The 19,948-nt window shown below is 67.5% G+C and carries 19 protein-coding genes; 10 read left to right on the plus strand and 9 right to left on the minus strand.

The annotated features are described in order from the left end of the window. Positions 1 to 181: 181 nt before the first annotated feature. Both CBM2588_RS25180 and CBM2588_RS25185 read left to right on the plus strand, forming a co-directional pair. Positions 182 to 778, plus strand: a complete 597-nt coding sequence (locus CBM2588_RS25180) for an HAD domain-containing protein (protein ID WP_115683020.1) — start codon at positions 182 to 184, stop codon at positions 776 to 778. A 181-nt stretch (positions 779 to 959) separates the two neighbouring features. Further along, on the plus strand, positions 960 to 1,328 hold the full coding sequence (locus CBM2588_RS25185) for a 5-carboxymethyl-2-hydroxymuconate Delta-isomerase (protein WP_026163988.1): 369 nt from the start codon (positions 960 to 962) through the stop codon (positions 1,326 to 1,328). Positions 1,329 to 1,574: 246 nt separating this feature from the next. On the opposite strand, the gene CBM2588_RS25190 is transcribed toward CBM2588_RS25185, so the two are convergent. Together CBM2588_RS25190 and CBM2588_RS25195 are read right to left on the minus strand one after the other, a co-directional pair. After that, the gene (locus CBM2588_RS25190) at positions 1,575 to 2,033 is read right to left on the minus strand and encodes an HU family DNA-binding protein (RefSeq protein WP_026163989.1); all 459 of its coding nucleotides are present in this window, start codon (positions 2,031 to 2,033) and stop codon (positions 1,575 to 1,577) included. 367 nt (positions 2,034 to 2,400) lie between these two features. Then, positions 2,401 to 2,898 carry an Mpo1 family 2-hydroxy fatty acid dioxygenase gene (locus CBM2588_RS25195; protein WP_115683021.1) on the minus strand — a complete coding sequence of 166 codons (498 nt, stop codon included), beginning with the start codon at positions 2,896 to 2,898 and terminating at the stop codon, positions 2,401 to 2,403. 129 nt (positions 2,899 to 3,027) lie between these two features. On the opposite strand from CBM2588_RS25195, the gene CBM2588_RS25200 reads away from it, so the two are divergent. The 5 genes from CBM2588_RS25200 (at position 3,028) to CBM2588_RS25220 (ending at position 8,436) form a co-directional block, all read left to right on the plus strand. Next, positions 3,028 to 3,801, plus strand: a complete 774-nt coding sequence (locus CBM2588_RS25200; protein WP_439897476.1) for a Crp/Fnr family transcriptional regulator — start codon at positions 3,028 to 3,030, stop codon at positions 3,799 to 3,801. A gap of 27 nt (positions 3,802 to 3,828) precedes the next feature. Then, positions 3,829 to 4,695, plus strand: a complete 867-nt coding sequence (locus tag CBM2588_RS25205; RefSeq protein WP_115683023.1) for an arylamine N-acetyltransferase family protein — start codon at positions 3,829 to 3,831, stop codon at positions 4,693 to 4,695. 238 nt (positions 4,696 to 4,933) lie between these two features. Then, complete coding sequence (locus CBM2588_RS25210; RefSeq protein WP_115683024.1) at positions 4,934 to 5,698, plus strand: SDR family oxidoreductase; 765 nt, start codon at positions 4,934 to 4,936, stop codon at positions 5,696 to 5,698. Positions 5,699 to 5,795: 97 nt separating this feature from the next. After that, on the plus strand, positions 5,796 to 7,544 hold the full coding sequence (locus CBM2588_RS25215) for a class I adenylate-forming enzyme family protein (RefSeq protein WP_115683025.1): 1,749 nt from the start codon (positions 5,796 to 5,798) through the stop codon (positions 7,542 to 7,544). Positions 7,545 to 7,593: 49 nt separating this feature from the next. Then, positions 7,594 to 8,436 (plus strand): phosphatase PAP2 family protein, encoded by an 843-nt coding sequence (locus CBM2588_RS25220; protein ID WP_368666645.1) that lies wholly within the window; start codon positions 7,594 to 7,596, stop codon positions 8,434 to 8,436. Between the two features lie 22 nt (positions 8,437 to 8,458). Here the strand turns inward: CBM2588_RS25220 and CBM2588_RS25225 are convergent, their stop codons facing one another. The 3 genes from CBM2588_RS25225 to CBM2588_RS25235 all read right to left on the minus strand — a co-directional run bounded on the left by CBM2588_RS25225 (position 8,459) and on the right by CBM2588_RS25235 (position 9,908). Further along, positions 8,459 to 8,941: a CreA family protein gene (locus CBM2588_RS25225; RefSeq protein ID WP_115683730.1), complete on the minus strand. Its 483-nt coding sequence runs from the start codon at positions 8,939 to 8,941 to the stop codon at positions 8,459 to 8,461. 21 nt (positions 8,942 to 8,962) lie between these two features. Next, entirely contained in the window at positions 8,963 to 9,448 is a 486-nt protein-coding gene (locus CBM2588_RS25230) for an acyl-CoA thioesterase (protein ID WP_012355963.1), read from the minus strand. Positions 9,449 to 9,626: 178 nt separating this feature from the next. Continuing rightward, positions 9,627 to 9,908: an HU family DNA-binding protein gene (locus tag CBM2588_RS25235; RefSeq protein WP_010814166.1), complete on the minus strand. Its 282-nt coding sequence runs from the start codon at positions 9,906 to 9,908 to the stop codon at positions 9,627 to 9,629. Between the two features lie 496 nt (positions 9,909 to 10,404). On the opposite strand from CBM2588_RS25235, the gene CBM2588_RS25240 reads away from it, so the two are divergent. Further along, positions 10,405 to 11,607 carry an ammonium transporter gene (locus tag CBM2588_RS25240; protein ID WP_115683027.1) on the plus strand — a complete coding sequence of 401 codons (1,203 nt, stop codon included), beginning with the start codon at positions 10,405 to 10,407 and terminating at the stop codon, positions 11,605 to 11,607. Positions 11,608 to 11,821: 214 nt separating this feature from the next. Continuing rightward, the gene (locus CBM2588_RS25245; protein WP_062803164.1) at positions 11,822 to 12,691 is read left to right on the plus strand and encodes a mechanosensitive ion channel family protein; all 870 of its coding nucleotides are present in this window, start codon (positions 11,822 to 11,824) and stop codon (positions 12,689 to 12,691) included. 18 nt (positions 12,692 to 12,709) lie between these two features. Here the strand turns inward: CBM2588_RS25245 and CBM2588_RS25250 are convergent, their stop codons facing one another. Continuing rightward, on the minus strand, positions 12,710 to 13,933 hold the full coding sequence (locus CBM2588_RS25250) for a Bcr/CflA family multidrug efflux MFS transporter (protein WP_115683028.1): 1,224 nt from the start codon (positions 13,931 to 13,933) through the stop codon (positions 12,710 to 12,712). A gap of 393 nt (positions 13,934 to 14,326) precedes the next feature. Here CBM2588_RS25250 and CBM2588_RS25255 point away from each other — a divergent pair, with 393 nt between their 5' ends. Beyond that, a complete protein-coding gene (locus CBM2588_RS25255) occupies positions 14,327 to 14,914 on the plus strand; it encodes a hypothetical protein (protein WP_115683029.1) in 588 nt (195 codons plus the stop codon). Positions 14,915 to 14,982: 68 nt separating this feature from the next. Here the strand turns inward: CBM2588_RS25255 and mdoH are convergent, their stop codons facing one another. The 3 genes from mdoH to CBM2588_RS25270 all read right to left on the minus strand — a co-directional run bounded on the left by mdoH (position 14,983) and on the right by CBM2588_RS25270 (position 19,917). Next, positions 14,983 to 17,607, minus strand: coding sequence for a glucans biosynthesis glucosyltransferase MdoH (gene mdoH / locus CBM2588_RS25260; protein ID WP_115683030.1), 2,625 nt, complete (start codon positions 17,605 to 17,607; stop codon positions 14,983 to 14,985). Next, on the minus strand, positions 17,580 to 19,178 hold the full coding sequence (locus CBM2588_RS25265; RefSeq protein ID WP_115683031.1) for a glucan biosynthesis protein G: 1,599 nt from the start codon (positions 19,176 to 19,178) through the stop codon (positions 17,580 to 17,582). The genes mdoH and CBM2588_RS25265 overlap by 28 nt, the downstream gene beginning before the upstream one ends. A 367-nt stretch (positions 19,179 to 19,545) precedes the next feature. Further along, positions 19,546 to 19,917, minus strand: a complete 372-nt coding sequence (locus CBM2588_RS25270) for a hypothetical protein (protein ID WP_115683032.1) — start codon at positions 19,915 to 19,917, stop codon at positions 19,546 to 19,548. Positions 19,918 to 19,948 lie beyond the last annotated feature (31 nt).

Below are 19,948 nucleotides of genomic sequence, written 5' to 3' on the forward strand. Positions count from 1 at the left end.
GCAATCGCGGCAAAGATGTGTCGGGTCGAAACATTTGTCATGACGACGTAACCGGCATTTACGTCTTCCCCGACGAAGTTACAGATATGTTGCATCTAAACCAGCCCCGGTAACGTGACAGCCCGGTTGCGGCGAGTAACCTTGCTTCACACCAACTGAACTGGCACCCGCACAGGAAACCATGGCTGAACGACTCATCATGCTGGACGTACCCGGCGTCCTGTACTCCGACCGCTCCCGCGCCCGCCTCGGCGGCATGCCGGATTCGGGCACGCCGCGCGACGTCAGGTTCTTCGACCCGGTCGCGCTCGGCTTCGTGCGCAGGCTGTTCGGCGTGGCGGGCGCCCGTGTGGTGGTCTCCGATGCATGGCGCCGGGGCACCCCCGCCGCCATCCTGCAGCAGCTGGACCTGCAGGTCGAAGCCATGACGCCGCCGGTCGCGGGCGGCCACGGTGCCGAGATCGAAGCGTTTTTCGCCCAGGGCGCTCGCCCGGTCCATTACGTGATCCTGTCGTGTGCCCCGGCCGAGTCGATGCCCGAGGCGCTGCGCGAGCAGCTGGTCACGGTCGACCCCGCCGTGGGCCTGACCCTGGAAAATTTCCGGCAGGCGCTGGATATCCTGGGCGTCGCCTGTCCGTCGACGGTCATGCCGACGCCCAAGCTCGATGCCGGCCTCAAGGCCAAGCTGGCGCAACTGCAGCAGCTGGCCCGGGACAACCCTGCCCGCTTCGGCAGCGCGCTGGCACCGGCGCGCGAAGTGACGGCCGTCCACGCCTGAGCCGACGCTGCCATGCAGTCCCCGCCGGGGCGCCCACGGGCGCCCCGTTTTGCGTCCGGCGATCCGGAATGGACCCTATCAAAGGCCCGGCCTCGGCGCTCTGGCGCATACCTGTCGCAGTGATCCCGTATCATGCTCGCTGTCGCCGGCCCCATGCCGGAGCTTTGTGCCAGGACCCGCCATGCCTCACCTCGTCATCGAACTGACCGAAAACACCCGCCTGAACTGCTCGCAGGAAGAACTGCTGGATGAGGCCAATGCCGCCCTGCTGGCTTCCGGCCAGTTCCAGGAGGCGGATATCAAGTCGCGCTGCATCACGCTGTCGACCTACCGCCAGGGCATCGATGCCGTCGAGCGGGCCTTTGTCCATGCGCGCCTGTCGATCCTGGACGGGCGCGATACCGCCGTGCGCCAGGCCCTGGCGCAGGCCGTCTGCGATGTGATTGCCGAAGCCGTGCGCTCGGGCGGCGGCACCGGCCAGAACGTGCAGGTGTCAGTGGAAGTCTGCGAGATGGCGCGCGCCACCTACGCCAAGCAATTGGTGGCCTGATCCGCCGCGCCGTCGGACGGCCGCCCAATAAAAAACCCGCGGCCGTTGCGGCCGCGGGCGGAAGCTTCAGGAGGACTCCGGAAGCTCTGTCATGGGAAGCGCCCCCGCACCCATGACGTAGTGGATTCTAGGTGGCGAACATGGCCACCGATTTGACCTGGATTAAACGCTGCCGGATTGGTGCCGGCGGCGATAAAAAAAGGAGCCGGCAAGCGGCTCCTTTTCTTTCTGGACAACTGGCGCAGATCAGGCTGCGGCGTCCTTCAGCTTCTTCAGCGGACGGACCTTGACCTTGACGCTGGCCGGCTTGGCCGGGAACCAGCGCTCTTCACCGGTGAACGGGTCCTTGCCGAAGCGCTTCTTCTTGGCCGGCACTTGCTGCGCCGTGACCTTCAGCAGGCCGGGCAGCGTGAACTCGCCAGCGCCCTTCTTGTTCAGCGCGCCGACGATGGTGTTTTCCAGGTGGGCCAGCACCGTCTTCACGGTCTTGGCTTCCAGTTCCGTCTGGGCTACCAGGTGAGCGACCAGGCTCGACTTGTTGAAGGTGTCCTTCAGCGGGCGCGCAACGGGCGCAGCGGCGGGAGCGGCCTTCTTGGCCGGCGTGGCCTTCTTGGCGGCAGCCTTCACGGGTGCCTTGGTTGCCGCAGCCTTCTTGGCGGCGGGCTTGGTTGCAGTCTTCGCGGTCGGTTTCGCTTTGGTCGCCATATCGATATTCGTAAGTTGAACAGATGGATGCCGGCAGGTGTTATGCATTGCTACTGAGCGTTGCGCAATCGCCTGATCGACGCCCACTGAATCATAGCGGAAAGTGCCGTAAGTCAAGGGGTTTTCATGCATGCGACACGCAAAACCCGCCGAAAACCCCGGGTTTTGTCGCGGCTTTGCCTCAGTGCAAGCGCGAAAGCGGCCTACGTCCCCCCGTTTTGGCGTGCGCGGCCGCGGCGCGCAGCCTCGCGCGCAATGCCGCGCGCGCGTCTGCACGCTACCGTTCGCGTTCGCGTGGAGCGTTCCGTTCAGCAGCAGTCCGGCGAAATTCTGCCGTTGTCTGCGGCTGCCGGCGGGGCAAGCCTGATCAGTGCGAGCGGGCGGCCATGGCATCGCGCGTGTCGCGCGCCAGGCCCAGCGCAAAGGCCGTCTCGGCAACCAGGAACAGCGGGCCGATCAGCAGCCCGACCAGGTCGTCGACGAAGGCCGGCTTGCGCCCTTCGTAATAGTGGCCGATGAACTGGATCACCCAACCCACCACGAACAGGCCGACGCCGAGCGCGAGCCACCAGCTCGTCGGCATCGCGGCGATATGCGCGCCAGCGTAGAGGAACACCGCGAGGATCAGCGCCATGGCCACGCCAAAGGCCAGCGACAGGCGCAGGTAGAACAGGCACGACAGGATATACAGCAGCATGGCCGGCGTCAGCACGGCGCTGCCATCGCCCAGTGCCAGCGCCGGCCGCGCCAGCAGCGTGGTCACGGCCAGCACGATCATCGGGATGCCGATGAAATGCGTGAAGACGTTGCGCGGATCGCGATGGTAGGCGGCGTAGTTGGCGAGATGTTCGATCAGGGTTTTCACGGGGCGTCTCCTGGACTGCGCTGTGGTGCGCGCGCGGCGGGCGCGAGGTGGATTTATAGTAATGGGCGCGCACCGGCCGGTCTGTCAGGTTTTTGACATTCCACCAGGTGCCCGGACATGGAGACCGGCATGCGGCTGGCGCGCCCGCCACACCCCGCACTGCTCGGCCCACACGACCTCAAGATGCAGCCTCCAGACACAATGTCGAGTCCGATGTTGCCATGCAGCGACCCGCTCGCCGCGGTGCGCGCGGGCGCGTGGTTCAGCCAGTTGCCGCCGGCGCTGCGGCAGGCGCTGCTGGACGACGGCAGCCTGCGCCGGCTGGTCGCCGGCGAGACCCTGTTTGCGCGCGGCGACCGCTTCGATGGCCTGTATTGTGTCGCCAGCGGCACCATGCAGATCCATGCCAGCGGGGAATCGGGCAAGGCCGCGGTGCTGGGCCTGCTCGAACCCGGCACCTGGTTCGGCGAGATCTGCCTGTTCGATGGCCTGCCGCGCACCCATGACGCGCGCGCGGCCTCCGTCGCCACGCTGTGGCATGTGCCGCGCGCCGCCCTGGCGCAGCGTCTGGCGCAGCAGCCGGCATGGTGGCAGGCATTCGGGCAGCTGCTGGCGGCCAAGACCCGCGAGGCCTTCCACTACGTCGAGGAAGCGCAGCTGCTGCCGCCGCCGGCACGCGTCGCGCGCCGGCTGGCGGCGATCGCGCATGGCTACGGCAACCTGCCGGACGGCAGTGCCACGCGGCGCGTGCGCATTGCGCAAGAACAGCTGGCGCAGATGCTGGGCCTGTCGCGCCAGACCGTGAACCACGCGCTGCGCGAACTGGAGGCGCACGGCCTGCTGCGCCTTCAATATGGCGGCATCGAACTGCTCGACCTGCCCGCGCTGGAAACGCTCAACTGACCGCACCGTACCGGAGCCCCATACACCATGACTATCCTGGACGCCGCCCAACTGGACGCCTGGCTGGCGCGCCTCGGCATCGCCGCGCCACCCTCGCCGACGCTGCAGGCGCTGGACGCGGTGCTGGCCGCGCACCTGGCCAGCATTCCGTTCGAGAACGTCGACCCGCTGCTGCGCCGCCCGGTGCGCATCGACCTCGACGCCGTATTCGACAAGCTGGTCACGCGCCGGCGCGGCGGCTACTGCTTTGAACTCAATACGCTGCTCAGCGCCGGACTTGGGGCGCTGGGCTACGAGGTCACGCCGCTGGCCGCGCGCGTGCGCTGGGGCGTGCCGGACGACGTGCCTACCATGACCTCGCACATGCTGCTGCGGGTGGAAGTGGCGCACCGCAGCTATCTGGTCGATGTGGGCTTCGGCGGCCCCACGCCGTTCCGTGCGATGCCGCTGTCCGAACCGGCCGACGATGGCTTTCCCTACCGGCTTGCGCCCTCGCCGGCGCAAGCCGGCACCAGCGCATTCCACAGCTACGACCTGCAGGCACGCGGCGATGCGGGCTGGATCCCGGTCTACCGGTTCGACCTGACGCCGCAGCTGCCGATCGATTTCGAGGCACGCAACTGGTATGTCTCGACGCACCCGGACAGCGTCTTCCTGCAGCGCCTGATGGCCGCGCGCACCGATGGCGGCACGCGCGTGACGCTGGCCAACGGCGAACTGGCCGAGCGCGCCCCGGACGGCGGCGTGCGCCGCATTCACCTCCAGCATGCCGACGCCGTGGTGCAAACCCTGTCCGAGCGCTTCGGCATCGAGCTGGACGACGCGCTGCGCCAGGGCCTGATGGCTGCGCTGCCTGGCTTGCTGGCGCCGGCGACGGCATCCGCCGGCGGCTGAATCGTAGCGGCTGCGCACTGCAGCACCGGGCTCCATGCACCGCGCGCATTGCCGGCAGAAAGAATGCTGATAAGGCCTGTAACCGCCACCCGGCGCTGTGGACGCGGCCATGGCCGCGCCACATAATGTCCCGGCGATGCTGCCTGCGGGCGCGTCCGCAGGACCACAGCGCGGCACCCCGCCGCCAGCACAAGCCGGCCAGCATCGCTGACGCCGGCGCAGCCATACAGGAGACTCCATGTCATTGTTCGATCTGACGGGCAAGGTTGCCATCGTCACGGGCTCTTCGCGCGGCATCGGCCGCGCCATCGCCGAGCAGATGGCCGTACAGGGCGCCAAGGTCGTGATTTCCTCGCGCAAGGCCGAGGCCTGCCAGGAAGTGGTGGATGCCATCAACGCCCGCCATGGCGCCGGCACCGCGATCGCAGTCCCGGCCAACATCTCTTCGAAGGACGACCTGCAGCACCTGGTCGACGAGACCAACCGCGCCTTCGGCAAGATCGACGTGCTGGTCTGCAATGCCGCCTCCAACCCGTACTACGGGCCGATGAGCGGCGTCTCCGACGACCAGTTCCGCAAGGTGCTGGACAACAACGTCATCTCCAACCACTGGCTGATCCAGATGGTGGCGCCGCAGATGATCGACCGCAAGGATGGCTCGATCATCATCGTGTCGTCGATCGGCGGCCTGCGCGGCTCGCCCACCATCGGCGTCTACAACATTTCCAAGGCCGCCGACTTCCAGCTGGCGCGCAACCTCGCGGTCGAGTTCGGGCCGCACAACGTGCGCGTGAACTGCATCGCGCCGGGGCTGATCAAGACCGACTTCGCGCGCGCGCTGTGGGAAGATCCCGAGCGCTACAAGCAGTCCACCCAGGGCGCCCCGCTGCGCCGCATCGGCGAGCCCATCGAGATCGCCGGCGCGGCCGTGTTCCTGGCCTCCGCGGCCAGCACCTTCATGACCGGCCAGGCCATGGTGGTGGACGGCGGCGTGACCATCTGAGCCTCAGACGCGAGCGTTGCCAGGCGGCCGGCGCCGATTGCGCTGGCCGCTTTCCTGCATTTCCCTCAACCTGCTGTGCAGTTCCGGGAGGCAGTCCATGTCGAGCAATCCGCAGTCGGCCGGCACCTGGCCGGTCATGTCGCTGGCCGAGGCTCACGCCCGCCTGACCGCGCCGGGCGCGCCATTCGAAACCGAGACCCGCGTGATCCGCGGCATCCCCACCACGGTCTGGAAGAACGCGCCGCCCACGCTGCGCGAGCTGCTGCTGGCCACGCGCGCGTTTGCCGAACGCACCTTCGTGGTGTACGAGGACGAGCGCGTCTCCTACGATGCGTTCCTGCGCGCCGCCATCGCCATGGCCCACGCGCTGGTGCGCGACGGCGTGCGCAAGGGCGACCGCGTGGCGCTGGCCATGCGCAACCTGCCCGAATGGCCGGTGGCGTTCTACGGCGCGCTGCTGACCGGCGCCATCGTGACCCCGCTCAATGCGTGGTGGACCGGCCAGGAGCTGGAATATGGCCTGGCCGATTCCGGCAGCCGCATCGCCATCGTCGATGCCGAGCGGCTCGACCGCATCCTCGAACACCTGCCGGGCTGCCCGGCGCTGGAACGCATCTACGTCTCGCGCGCGGGCGCTGCGCCGGCCGAGCCGCGCGTGACGGCGCTGGAAAGCGTGATCGGCCCTTCGGCGAACTGGGCGACTCTGCCGGAGCAGACGCCGCCTGCGGTCGACATCGACCCCGACGACGACGCCACCATCTTCTACACTTCGGGCACCACCGGCAAGCCGAAGGGCGCGCTCGGCACGCATCGCAATTCCACCTCGGTGGCGGTGGCCGGCGGCTTCAGTCCGCTGCGCAACCTGCTGCGCCGCGGCGAGCCGATCCCGGCGCCGGATCCGGCCGCGCCGCAGAAATCGATGCTGCTGGCGGTGCCGTTCTTCCACGTCACCGGCTGCATGGCGGTGCTCAACGGCGCCATCGCCACCGGCGGCAAGATCGTGCTGCTGCACCGCTGGGACGCGCTGCGCGGCATGGAACTGATCGAGCGCGAGCGCTGCACCGCGGCCGGCGGCGTCCCCACCATCGCATGGCAGATCCTCGAGCATCCCGAGCGCGGCCGCTTCGACCTGTCGTCGCTGGAGAACATCAACTACGGCGGCGCGCCGGCCTCGCCCGAGCTGGTCCGGCGTATCCGCGAGGTCTTCCCCATGGCCGCGCCGGGCATAGGCTGGGGCATGACCGAAACCTCGTCGACCTTCACCAGCCACAGTGCCGAAGAGTACGTGATGCGCCCGGACAGCAGCGGCCCGGCGTTGCCGATCGGCGAGATGAAGGTGGTGGACGGCCGCGGCCAGGCGCTGCCGCCCGGCGAAACCGGCGAGCTGATGGCGCGCGGCGCCAATGTTGTGCGCGGCTACTGGAACAAGCCCGAGGCCACCGCCCAGACCTTTGTCGATGGCTGGCTGCGCACCGGCGACATTGCCCGGCTGGATGATGAGGGCTACGTCTACATCGTCGACCGGATGAAGGACATGCTGATCCGCGGCGGCGAGAACATCTACTGCATCGAAGTGGAAAGCGCGCTCTACGAGCATCCCGCGGTCATGGATGCGTCGGTGGTCGGGCTGCCGCACCGGACCCTGGGCGAGGAGCCGGCCGCGGTGGTCAGCCTGAAGCCGGGCATGCAGGCGAGCGAAGCCGAGCTGCAGGATTTCGTGCGCGCGCGGCTGGCAGCATTCAAGGTGCCGGTGCGTATCCTGATTTACCACGAGATGCTGCCACGCAATGCCAATGGCAAGATCATGAAATCGAACCTGCGCAAGCTGTTCGACGCCACCGCTTAAGCCAGGGCAGCGCGACCGCATCGATCCGATTCCTCACCAGGAAAACAAATTGACGGACCAAGCCAAGCCGGATTTCTCCCTCCCCCACCCAATGCGGATGCTTGGCGCGGCAGCGCTCGCCGCGCTGCTGGCCGGCTGCGCCGCCGGTGGCACCAACCTGGCCGCCGTGCCGGAGCTGCGTCCCGGCGTGCCGGCCGGCTACCTCGCCGCCGATGCGCGTCCCGACAGCCTGAAGCTGCTGCCCGCGCCGCCGGCGCAGGGTTCGGCCGCGCTGGCGCTGGACGAGGACGCCGCGCGCCAGGCTGGTCCGCTGCGCGGTTCGCCACGCTGGCAACTGGCGTCCGACGATGCCGTGCTGACGTTCCCGCAGGCCGCCAGCACCTTTTCATGCGCGCTGGGCGTGCCCGTCGGCGAGAAGGACACGCCTTACCTGAACATGCTGCTGCGCCGCAGCCTGGTCGATGCCGGCCTGTCCACGTACAAGGCCAAGGACCATTACAAGCGCACCCGCCCGTTCGTGGCCACCAGGACCCCGATGTGCACGCAGGCCGAAGCCTCCAAGCTGGAGAAGGATGGCTCCTACCCGTCCGGCCACAGCGCCATCGGCTGGGCCTGGGCGCTGATCCTGACCGAGATCGAGCCGGCGCGCGCCAATGAGCTCCTGGCGCGCGGCCAGGCCTTCGGGCAAAGCCGCGTGGTGTGCAACGTGCACTGGCAGAGCGATGTCAACGCTGGCCGCACCATGGCGGCGGCCACGGTGGCACGGCTGCATGCCGATCCCACCTTCCGTGCCGACCTCGAACGGGCACGCAGTGAAGTGGCTGCCGCACGCGCCGCGGGTGCGCGGCCATCGCGCGATTGCCAGGCGGAGACCGCGGCGCTGGCCCGTTGATGACGGGCGCCCCGGCCGGCGCTTATTTCACCGGAATCACCGTGCCGGCCGGAACCGGCACGGCGGTCACGCTGTTCTGCGGGCTGCCGCTGACGATGCGGTCCGAATACGTCAGGTAGACCAGCGTATTGCGCTTGCGGTCGACCGCGCGCACCACGTGCAGCGCCTTGAACAGGATCGACATGCGCTCGGAGAACACATTGTCCTGCTGCCTGATCGGCGCCTTGAAGCCGATCGGACCCACCTGGCGGCAGGCGATCGAGGCCTCGGGCGGGTCTTCGGCCATGCCGAGCTGGCCCTTGATGCCGCCGGTGCGGGCGCGCGACACGTAGCAGGTGACGCCGTCCACCTGCGGGTCGTCATAGGCTTCGATCACGACCTTGTCGGAGCCGGTCATGCGGAAATTGGTGCTGACGCTGCCGATCTCTTCGGCACTGGCCCCTGCGGCGGCGCCGGCGCAGGCGGCGGCGAGCAGCATGCGAACGAGTGGGTGGCAGGACTTCATGGCTGTATCGCGCATCGGCACTCAGTTCACCGACGACTTGATATCGCCGTGGCGCTTTTCCATTTCCTGGCGCAGCGCGCGGCGCTGCTGCGCGGCGGCAAAGCGCTGGCGCTCGACCTCGTCGCGCGGCTCCAGCGGCGGCACCTCGGCGGGGGTGCCGTTGTCGTCCACCGCCACCATGGTGAAATAGCAGCTGTTGGTATGGCGCACCAGCTTGCTGCGAATGTTCTCGGTCACCACCTTGATGCCGATCTCCATCGAGCTGCGGCCGGTGTAGTTGACCGATGCCAGGAAGGTCACCAGCTCGCCCACGTGGATGGGCTGGCGGAACACCACCTGGTCCACCGACAGCGTGACCACGTAGCGGCCGGCGTAGCGGCTGGCGCAGGCATACGCCACCATGTCCAGGTACTTGAGGATGGTGCCGCCGTGGACGTTGCCGGAGAAGTTGGCCATGTCCGGCGTCATCAGCACGGTCATGGAAAGCTGGTGGGACAGGTCATTCATGATGCGGGTTACGAAGATTGCGGGGCGGGATTGCCGGCTGCGGGCGCCGGCAGTTTAACCCGGATCGCCGCGCCGTTGCCCGCGGCATGGTGCCGAGTGCCGGCCGCTGCCCCGCCAGGCCCGGCGCACAAAAAAAGCGGCCTGCCAGGCCGCTTCTTTCGCTATGGACGCAAACTGCTTACTTTTTCTTGTTTACGGCGTCCTTGAAACCCTGGCCTGCCGAGAACTTGACCGTCTTGGCGGCCGGAATCTTGATGGTTTCGCCGGTGCGCGGATTGCGGCCGGTACGAGCAGCGCGCTTGCCGGCGCTGAAGCTGCCAAAACCCACCAGCGTTACAGAATCGCCCTTTGCCACTGCCTTCTTGATACTGTCCAGCGCTGCGTTGAGCGCACGCTCGGCGGCGGCATTGCTCAATTCTGCTTCCGCGGCGATGGCCGATACCAGTTCACCTTTATTCATGGCTGATTTCCCTTGTTGGTCGTCGTCACCGATGTGCGTGCCTCGCGGCAGGCCATCGATCGGCGCAGTCTAATCTGCCCTTCGCGCGTTGAGCAATCCCCAGTGGCACCAATGCGACAAAAAAACCCGCAAATCCTTGCTTGAGGCCAGTTAGCGGGCAATTTCCACTGCTGTTCGCGCTTGCCAGGTGCCGGTTTTTGCCGGGCCCGAGCGGCTGCCTGGAATTGCACCCCCAAAACCATCCAGCATAGGACAGATTCCCCTAAATGGGGCGACGCACCACAACGGGTCGCGCATTGCCCCCTTGGCCGCTCCATTCTGGCGCAGCCCGGTCCAGCCACTTGCAACAGGCCGGCGTCGCCTTGCCCACGGGATGGACCGCGTGCGGCATGCCGGTGCGGTTTCTTACCCTGCACGGTGCAAGCGGCACCAGGATGCAGCCGTCTCTGGAACGCTTTTTGCGTACTGGTGCGCCCATTTTGAGCATGAGGTCACTATGGACAACTGGAAGACCGGCACCGACGCGCTCTTCATCCTGCTGGGCGCCATCATGGTGCTGGCCATGCACGCCGGCTTTGCGTTCCTCGAACTGGGCACGGTACGCAAGAAAAACCAGGTCAATGCGCTGGTAAAGATCCTGGTGGATTTCGCGGTTTCCACCATCGCCTATTTCTTTATCGGCTACACCATTGCCTACGGGGTGCAGTTCTTTTCCGGCGCCGAAACCCTGGCCCAGAAAAATGGCTACGAACTGGTCAAGTTCTTTTTCCTGGCGACCTTTGCCGCCGCGATTCCGGCGATTATCTCCGGCGGCATTGCCGAACGCTCGCGTTTCAATCCGCAACTGGTCGCCACTTTCGTACTGGTGGGTTTTGTCTACCCGTTTTTCGAGGGCATGGTGTGGAACCAGCGCTACGGCGTGCAGGACTGGATCGCGCGCGTGGCCGGCGCACCCTTCCACGACTTTGCCGGTTCGGTGGTGGTGCATGCGCTGGGCGGCTGGATTGCGCTGCCGGCGGTGCTGCTGCTTGGCGCGCGTCGCGGCCGCTACCAGAAGGATGGCCGCATCAGCGCACATCCGCCCTCGAACATCCCGTTCCTGGCGCTGGGCGCATGGATTCTTGCGGTGGGCTGGTTCGGCTTCAACGTGATGAGCGCGCAGACTGTCGACAAGGTCAGCGGCCTGGTGGCGATCAACTCGCTGATGGCCATGGCCGGTGGCACGCTGGCCGCCTGGCTGGCCGGACGAAACGATCCGGGCTTCGTCTACAACGGGCCGCTGGCCGGCCTGGTGGCGGTCTGCGCGGGCTCGGACCTGATGCATCCGCTGGGCGCGCTGGTCACCGGTGCCGTGGCCGGCGCGCTGTTCGTCTATATGTTCACGCTGGCGCAAAACAGATGGCATATCGACGATGTGCTGGGCGTGTGGCCGCTGCACGGGCTGTGCGGCGCCTGGGGCGGCATCGCCGCGGGCATCTTCGGCGCGAAGGCGCTGGGCGGCCTTGGCGGGGTGGCGCTCGGCGCGCAGTTGCTCGGCACCTTGCTTGGCATCGTGGTGGCGCTGGCCGGCGGCACGCTGGTCTATGGCACGCTGAAGCGGCTGGTGGGCATCCGTCTCGACGCCGAGGGCGAGTTCAACGGCGCCGACCTGACGCTGCACCGGATTTCCGCCACCCCCGAGCGCGAAACCAACTGGTAGTACCCGCCAGCGCCTTTCCGATATAAACAGACGAGCCGCGCAACGCGCCTTGTCTTAACAATTATTTGCTTGCACTTCCGCGCACGGCCTCTCAATAATTGCCGTGCCCGCGAATTGCGCGCAACGCGCAGGGGCTCGCACGCCGCAGCCGGCTGGTTTGGGGGATGTTGGGCCGGCGGCTGGCCGGTTACACCAACACCAAAGGAATACGCCGATGGACGCCTCTACCTTCGACAATCTCAAGACCCTGGTGGTCTCCTACGCCACCGAATTCGGCGTCAAGATCCTGGCGGCCCTCGCCTTCTGGGTCATTGGCCGCTGGCTGATCCACTTTGTCGTGCGCCTGGTGCAGAACGCGCTCGGCAAGCAGAAGGTCGATCCGACGCTGCTGCGCTATGTCGGTTCCATCGTCACCGTAACGCTGAACGTGGTGCTGGTGATCGGCATCCTCGGCTACTTCGGCATCCAGACCACCACCTTTGCCGCGCTGATCGCGGCCGCCGGCGTGGCCATCGGCATGGCCTGGTCGGGGCTGATGGCAAACTTCGCCGCCGGCGCCTTCCTGGTGGTACTGCGGCCGTTCAAGGTGGGCGACTTCGTCACCATTGGCGGCGTGACCGGAACCGTGCGAGAAATCGGCCTGTTCGCCACCACGCTGGACACGCCGGACAATGTCCAGACCGTGATCGGCAACAACAAGATCTTCAGCGACACCATCCAGAACTTCACCGCCAATGCGTTCCGGCGCGTGGAACTGAAAGCGCAGCTGGCAGGCAGCACCGACGTGGCCGAGGCGGTGGCGCTGCTGAAGACCCGCATCGCCGAGATCCCCAACGTGCTGGCCGAACCGCCGGTCGACGTCGAAATCCTCGAGTTCACGCTGGTCGGCCCGGTGCTGGCGGTGCGGCCCTATTGCCATAACGACCATTACTGGCAAGTCTATTTCGACACCAACCGCGTCATCCGCGAATGCTTCGGCCAGGCCGGCTACGCCGCGCCGATGCCGGCGCACATGGTGGTGGTGCAACAGGCCGGGGTGCCGCACGCCGCCGCGGAGCAAGCCGCGGCACAGCAAGCGGCCTGAACCGACACGGCCGCGGATTCAGCGGATGCCCGGGCGCGCGCGTGCGCCCGAGCGCCCGTAATGGCGCATCAGCACCGCACCGGCGCCGCAGGCGGCCATCACCACGCCCAGCGGCAGCGCGCTGCCGTCGCGCCACACGCTGACCGCGGCGCCGCCGAGCGTGCCGAGCGAAAACTGCAGCGTGCCCATCAGCGCCGAAGCCGTGCCGGCGCGGTGCCCCTGGTGCGCCAGCGCCAGCGCCGAAGCGTTGGGCGAGACGCAGCCCAGCGCACCGATAAAGACGAAGAACCCGCCCAGCAGCACCGGCAGCACCGCCATCCCCGCCAGCGCTGCCAGCGCCAGCACCAGCCCCGCAGCCAGCGCCGCCAGCAGCGTGGCCCCCAGCACCTGGTCGAGCGAACGCCCGCGCACCAGCCGGGCATTGAGCTGCGACATCGTGATCAGCCCGAGCGCATTGGCGCCGAACACAAAGCCGTAGTGCGACGGCGCGATGCCGTGCAGTTCGATCAGCACGAAAGGCGAGCCCGAGATATACGCAAACATGCCCGCCGAGCCGAAGCCGGCCGACAGCGAATAGCCCAGGAATTCCCGATCGCGCAGCAGTTCCGCGTAGCTGCGGGCGACGGTGCCGAGCCGCAGCGGCGCTACATGGCCGCGGTCCAGCGATTCCTCCATGCGCAGGTGGACCAGCAGCAGGATCAGCAGGCCGGCCCCCGCCAGCACCCAGAAGATGGCGCGCCAGCCCGATACGGTCAGCACCGCGCCGCCGATGATCGGCGCCAGGATCGGCGCCACCCCCATCACCAGCATCAGCGAGGAAAACGCCCGCGCCGATTCATGCGCCTCGAGCCGGTCGCGGATCACCGCCCGGGCCATGACCATGCCGGCGCAGCCCCCCAGCGCCTGCAGGAAGCGCCATAGCATCAGCGCTTCCACGTTGCGCGCCAGCGCGCAGCCCACCGCGGCGATGATGTAAAGACATAGCCCGACATAGAGCGGCGGCTTGCGCCCGAAGCGGTCGCTGAAGGGGCCATAGAAGGCCTGTCCGAGCGCCAGCCCGACCAGGAAGGTGCCGAGCGTCAGCTGGACCTGCCCGATGTCGACGCCCAGGTCGCCCGCCAGTGTCGGGAAACTCGGCAGGTACATGTCGATCGACAGCGGCGCGATCGCCATCAGCGAGCCGCAGATCAGCAGCCAGGCAGGGAAACGCGGCGTCGGCGCGGCGCTTTGGGAAGGAGGCATGGAGGACAGTATCCGAGGGCGATGGCGCTGCCGTGCGCGGCCGTGCGGCACGGGCAGCCCCGTGGAAAGACCCAATTGTTGCACAACATAACCAATGCAGCCGCCCAGGCGGCGACGTTGGCATGCGTCCGGTTGGCGCAGAAAAACCGGCCTGCCAGATTCCATCGCCGGAGTCGGGTTCGGCAAAGCTGGCAAACCTGGCAGGATTGGTGAATAGTGGTGACAGCCCCTGGTGTTCATGGGGCATTGCATGGCGGCATCGCTACGACGCTGGCGGGGCGCGACTTTCATGCGCGCCGGGGTGGAGGGTACAATGCCAGCCTGTCGGCGTAAGACTCGCCGTCGGCCTCGCAGAGAGGGACGACAGTACAGGTCCCGGCAACATTAGCCTGCATGAGAATACGACAAACGCCGCTTTCCGCTTCGCTAGGCACCGCCGCTTTCGCGGCCGCGCTGCTGCTGCCGCTGCCCCAGACGGCCAAGGCGGCGCCGGCGCAGTTGCGCAATGCCAGCGTCCCGTTGCTGGTGCCCGCGGCCGATGAAGCCGACCCGGTCGCGCGCATGCTCAAGGGCGCGGCCACCGGGCAGAACACCGGCGCCGCCGGCGTGCCCGAACTGCTGCGCAACGCCACCCGCCCCGACAACGTGCTGGCGCGCGCCTGCCGCCAGCTCAACGATGCCCTGCCGATCGAGATCGACGGCGAGACCCGCCTGCGCCGCTGCCAGTCGGTTCCGGGCAAACACGTATTGTTCCAGCTGGAACTGACCAACTACCGCGGGCCGATGCTGGACCTGGCCAGCTTCGAGGTCAACTACGCCGCGCCGCTGCAGCGCAATATCTGCGCCAACCGCGATGTCGAGATCCTGACCAAGCTGGGCGTCAGCATGTTGTTCCGCTACATGACGCGCAAGGACCGCGGCGAGCGCCGCATCGGCGACGTCTATATCAACGGCCCGATCTGCAGCGCAGCGCTGCGCTGACAGCAACCTGCCGCAAGCAAAAAAAACGGCCCGCCGATGCGGGCCGTTTTAGTTTCAGGCAACTCGCTTCATGCCGCGCGCGGGCGCAGCGGCACCACGTTGGCGGCGCGCCGCACCAGCATGCGCGTGTCCTTCCAGCCGGCGTCGGCCAGCGGCGAGCCCCACACCAGTTCATGCAGGCGCGCCAGCGCGAACGGGTTGCCCAGCAGCACGTGCTTCTGCGCCGGCGTGAGCGCGCGCGGCCCGTGCGTCAGCGCATGCTCGACCAGGCTCTCGTGGCGCTTGCGGGCCGATTCCGGCTGCACCACGCGCGGCGTCGCGGTGGCGCACATCAGCGCGTTGGTGACCGGATCCACCACGGCGTCGACGAAGTTGGGCGTTTCGGCGGCATTTTCGACATGCTGCTGGGTTTCGACGATCTCGCGCGGCACCAGCGTTTCCTCCGGGATCATGAACAGCCCCGCGTTGCGCGAAGCGCGGCCCAGCGAGACCCGCGACAGCATCACCGACAGCGGGATCGACAGCGCCAGCGAGCCGACGATCGGCAACAGCCACAGCACATAAGACGGGTTCAGCCAGTACACCAGCCCGCCCCACGCCAGCCCCAGCGCGGTATGCCAGCCGTGGCGGCGGAACGCTTCGCCCCAGGTAGTCTCGGCGTCCTCGCGCGGCGGCGATTTCCACGAGATGCCCCAGCCGCTGTACGCCGCGACCACGAACTTGGTGTGGAACAGCATGCGCGTGGGCGCCAGCAGCGCGGACAGCAGCACCTCGATCAGCATGCTGGCAAACAGCTGCACTGCGCCGCCGTAGCGCCGCGCCTGCTTCATCAGCAGCGCCACGCTGGCGAGCTTGGGCAGGAACAGCAGCGTGGCCGTGGCCGAGAACAGCGCCAGCGCCTTTTCCGGATGCCATTCGGGCCAGGTCGGGAACAGCTGGTACTGCTGCGTGAAGTACTCCGGCGGCACCAGCGCGTGCTTGGCCAGCATCGCCGTCGACAGCAACAGGAACAGCAGCCACAGCGGCGCCGACAGGTACGCCATGATCCCGGTCAGGAACACCGCGCGGTGCACCACGTGGAAGCCCTGCTTGAGCCACAGCCGGAAGTTCATCAGGTTGCCCTGGCACCAGCGGCGGTCGCGCTTGACCTCGTCGAGCAGGTTGGGCGGCAGCTCTTCGTACGAGCCCTCGAGGTCGTAGGCAATCCACACGCCCCAGCCGGCACGGCGCATCAGCGCGGCCTCGACAAAGTCGTGCGACAGGATCTCGCCCGACAGCGGGCCGCGGCCCGGCAACGGCGCCAGCGCGCAGTGTTCGATGAACGGCTTGACGCGGATGATGGCGTTGTGGCCCCAGTAGTGCGATTCGCCCAGCTGCCAGTAGTGCAGACCGGCGGTGAACAGCGGCCCGTACACACGGGTGGCGAACTGCTGCACGCGCGCATACAGCGTCTCGCGGCCCACCGCCAGCGGCGCGGTCTGGATGATGCCGGCACCCGGGTTGGCTTCCATCAGCCGCACCAGCGTGGCCAGGCAGTCGCCGCTCATCACGCTGTCGGCGTCGAGCACCACCATGTAGCGGTACTTGCTGCCCCAGCGGCGGCAGAAATCGGCCACGTTGCCGGTCTTGCGCTTCACGCGGTGGCGGCGCCAGCGATAGAAGATGCGGCCGAAGCCGCCGACGGCGCGGCACAGTTCCATCCAGGCATCGTGCTCGGCGGTGCGCAGGTCCGGATTGCCGCTGTCCGACAGCACGATGAAATCGAAGTTGGCCAGGTGCGGCGTGCGCGACAGCGATTCATAGGTGGCGCGCAAGCCGGCGAAGACGCGCGTCACGTCTTCATTGCAGATCGGCATGATGATCGCGGTGCGGGCCTCGGGCGCGATCGGCGCGTCGGGCCGGTCCGGCACCGCCGAGCGCGAGATCAAATGCTTGTCGCCGCCCTTGGCCAGCACCAGGAAGCCCATCATCGCCGTCCAGAAACCGGCCGACACCCACGAGAACAGGATGGCGAACAGCACCAGGATGGCAATCTCGAGCGGATCGGCACCGTGGTACGGCAGCACGTTGGTCATGAAGTACGTGGCCAGCACGGTCTGGAGCGCCACCAGTGCCAGCAGCACCCAGCGCCGGTGCGAGCCGGCGGGGTGCCATTTGCCTTCGGCGTCGGGCCCGTCATGCAGGGTGTCCCAGGTTTCGGGCACCGGCGGGCGGCCCAGCATGCGGCGCCACGTGTTGCGCAGCCAGCCGGTGACGATATGCGGCGGCCACTGGCGCGGCACCATCGAGCTGCGCTCGGGCGCGGGGCCGGTGTCGGCCTTCACGGTGCCGTCTTCGCGCCGGCGCAGCAGCGGCGCGCCGCCGACCTGCGGATTGCCGTAGGCCATGGCGAAACGCCGCTGCACCGAGGCGTAGGCGCTGCTGCCGTGCGCCGGCGGCGCTTCCTTGCCGGCCAGGCGCGACTGCAGGCGCGTGATCGCTTCCTGCGCGTCGCGGCCATCGGCCGTGACCGGGATCACCGGCGTCACCGAAGCCAGCGGCGTGGCGGGTGCCGCCGCGGCGGCCATGCCGGCGCTGTCGGCCAGCAGTTCGCTGCGCACTTCAGGCGATACGGGCAGGCGGTCGAGATAGCGCTCGCATGCCGCCGCCTGGGCCGGTCGCTGCTTTAGGCGGGGGGTAAGATGTAGCTCCACGTCTCGGACAGGGTTGTATTGCCGTTGCGAAGATAGCCGCGCAACTCTACCGGCTTGGTTTCGTCCTTGCGGCGCATCAGCATGGTCATGCGCCAGCCGCCGGTCGCGTCATTGCGCTGCACCGACGTCTTCAACAGCTCGCCGTTGGCATCGGCCGAAACCACCGGGTCGATGCGAACGTCCGCCGGCAGCCTGCGGAAGGCCGGGCCTTCGAAGTCGACCACCAGCGAAAAGCTCGTGTCCTCCTTGCTGCGGGTCTGGCCCTGGCCCATGCGGGTCTGGGTCACCCACGACAGCGGCGGCTCTTGCTCGCCGTCCTTCTGCCACAGCAGGCGGTATTCATAGTCGAAGGCCTGCTTCGGCTTGGGCGGGTTGTCGGGCACCCAGTACGCGACGATGTTGTCGTTGGTCTCGTCCGGCGTCGGAATCTGCACCAGCTCGACGCGGCCCGAGCCCCAGTTGCCGCGCGGCTGCACCCAGCCGCTGGGCCGGCGCTCATACCACGCGCCGATCTCCTGGTAGCTGTTGAAGCTGCGGTCGCGCTGCATCAGCCCGAATCCCTGCGGATTGGTCGCCGCGAACGAAGTCACCAGCAGCCGCTTGGGATTGACCAGCGGACGCCAGACCCATTCGCCGGTGCCGAGGTGAATCGAGAGGCCGTCGGAGTCATGCACCTCCGGCCGGAAATCCTGCGCCGGCGCCGGCTGGTTCTCGCCGAACAGGTACATGCTGGTCAGCGGCGCCAGGCCAAGCTTGGTCACGTTCTCGCGCAGGTAGAGCCGCGACTTGACCTCCATCGCGGTCTCCGCGCCGGGCTTGATGGTGAAGCGGTACGCCCCGCTCATGCGGCGCGAATCCATCAGCGCATAGATGGTGATTTCCTTGGCATTGGCGCCCGGGCGCTCGATCCAGTATTCGACGAAGCGCGGGAACTCCTCGCCCGAGTTGAGCGCGGTATCCACCGCCAGGCCGCGCGCCGAGAGCCCGTACCACTGGTCCTTGCCGAGCGCGCGGAAGTAGCTGGCGCCGAGGAACGACGCCAGTTCGTCCTTGCGCTTGCCCTGGTTCAGCGGATACAGGATGCGGAAGCCGGCATAGCCCAGCCCTTTCAGCTTGGCGGCATCGACCTTGTGCGGGCCGTAGTTGAACGCGGAGGGGTCGAAGCGGAATTCGCGCACGCTGTTGCCCACCACTTCATGGATGCGCACGGGCTGGTCGAACACCATGCCCTCGTGGAAGAACGACAGCTCGAACGGCGAACGCGTGCCGCGCCAGGCGAAGCGCTCGGGCTTGTACTCGATCTCGCGGTAGCGCTCGTAGGTCAGCTCGCGCAACTCGCGCGGCAGGTTCTGGGCCGGCGCCTTGTAAGGCGACGCCGCCAGCTGGCGCGCGCGCGAGGCGACGGTGTCGAAGTCGAACGCATGGGCCGCCATCGCACACAGCGCCAGCGCACCGCCGCCGAGCCAGGCCGCGATCCGCGCTCCGGCGCGCGCGGCGCGACGGCGCGCCCCCGGCCCGGCAGCGGGCAAGGTAAACGGTACGGATATTCGTGGCGTGGCGATCTGTGACATGTATGCCAGGGTGAGCGGTTGAATCGGAGTGGCCGGCATCGGCGGCCCGAACGATGAAGGACACGGCAAGAGATGAGCCCGGCGCCGAGTGGCGAGGCCCTGACGCGGGGCAGGTTGCCCGCGGGGCACCGTGTCCGGGTTGTTGCGATGCGCAATAAACCATAGCAATTCGAGACGCGAAAGTCACGTTTCGATCACGCAAGGTTTGAAACAAAATGTTGGCCACGTAGCCCGAAAGCCGCTCCACGCATGGCTTTGCGGGCGATCAGGTCACATCGCCGCGAGCCTCGGCACGGTCAGCCTCGATCGGCCGCCCCGGTCGCGCACCGATGCGGGCCGGAACGCGCCCGGCCCGTTTAATACACTGTTACTTTTTGGCGCCTTCGCTGTAGGGATCGAACTTGCCGCTCTTGGCGCCTTCGGAATAGGGATCGAACTTGCCGCTGTTCATGCCGCCCTGGCTGAACGAGTCGTACGATTTTTGTGCGCCACCCTGGATCGGCTCCATCTGGTCGGGCCTGGCGCCCGGGTTCAGCGCGGTCACGTTGTCGCTTTTTGCGCCGTCGGTGTACGGGCTGAACTTGTCCTGCTTCGCCCCGTCGGTGTAGGGATTGAACTTGTCCTGCTTGGCACCGTCGGTGTACGGACTGAACTGGTCGGCCTTGCCCGCGGTCTGGGCGTGCACCGTGCCGAAGGCGCAGGCGACGGCCAGGCCGATTGTGAGATAGCGCAGCGTCATGGGATCTCCTTTCGCAGGAATGGACGCCCGT

The sequence above is a fragment of the Cupriavidus taiwanensis genome, assembly GCF_900250075.1.
GTDB classification, from domain to species: Bacteria; Pseudomonadota; Gammaproteobacteria; order Burkholderiales; family Burkholderiaceae; genus Cupriavidus; species Cupriavidus taiwanensis_C.

Bases quoted from the DNA above. Each gene is read 5' to 3' on its own strand.
- CBM2588_RS25180 (WP_115683020.1), top strand. From the start codon at position 182: ATGGCTGAACGACTCATCATGCTGGACGTACCCGGCGTCCTGTACTCC.
- CBM2588_RS25185 (WP_026163988.1), top strand. From the start codon at position 960: ATGCCTCACCTCGTCATCGAACTGACCGAAAACACCCGCCTGAACTGC.
- CBM2588_RS25190 (WP_026163989.1), bottom strand. From the start codon at position 2,033: ATGGCGACCAAAGCGAAACCGACCGCGAAGACTGCAACCAAGCCCGCC.
- CBM2588_RS25200 (WP_439897476.1), top strand. From the start codon at position 3,028: ATGCGGCTGGCGCGCCCGCCACACCCCGCACTGCTCGGCCCACACGAC.
- CBM2588_RS25205 (WP_115683023.1), top strand. From the start codon at position 3,829: ATGACTATCCTGGACGCCGCCCAACTGGACGCCTGGCTGGCGCGCCTC.
- CBM2588_RS25210 (WP_115683024.1), top strand. From the start codon at position 4,934: ATGTCATTGTTCGATCTGACGGGCAAGGTTGCCATCGTCACGGGCTCT.
- CBM2588_RS25215 (WP_115683025.1), top strand. From the start codon at position 5,796: ATGTCGAGCAATCCGCAGTCGGCCGGCACCTGGCCGGTCATGTCGCTG.
- CBM2588_RS25225 (WP_115683730.1), bottom strand. From the start codon at position 8,941: ATGAAGTCCTGCCACCCACTCGTTCGCATGCTGCTCGCCGCCGCCTGC.
- CBM2588_RS25230 (WP_012355963.1), bottom strand. From the start codon at position 9,448: ATGAATGACCTGTCCCACCAGCTTTCCATGACCGTGCTGATGACGCCG.
- CBM2588_RS25235 (WP_010814166.1), bottom strand. From the start codon at position 9,908: ATGAATAAAGGTGAACTGGTATCGGCCATCGCCGCGGAAGCAGAATTG.
- CBM2588_RS25240 (WP_115683027.1), top strand. From the start codon at position 10,405: ATGGACAACTGGAAGACCGGCACCGACGCGCTCTTCATCCTGCTGGGC.
- CBM2588_RS25245 (WP_062803164.1), top strand. From the start codon at position 11,822: ATGGACGCCTCTACCTTCGACAATCTCAAGACCCTGGTGGTCTCCTAC.
- CBM2588_RS25250 (WP_115683028.1), bottom strand. From the start codon at position 13,933: ATGCCTCCTTCCCAAAGCGCCGCGCCGACGCCGCGTTTCCCTGCCTGG.
- CBM2588_RS25255 (WP_115683029.1), top strand. From the start codon at position 14,327: ATGAGAATACGACAAACGCCGCTTTCCGCTTCGCTAGGCACCGCCGCT.
- CBM2588_RS25265 (WP_115683031.1), bottom strand. From the start codon at position 19,178: ATGTCACAGATCGCCACGCCACGAATATCCGTACCGTTTACCTTGCCC.
- CBM2588_RS25270 (WP_115683032.1), bottom strand. From the start codon at position 19,917: ATGACGCTGCGCTATCTCACAATCGGCCTGGCCGTCGCCTGCGCCTTC.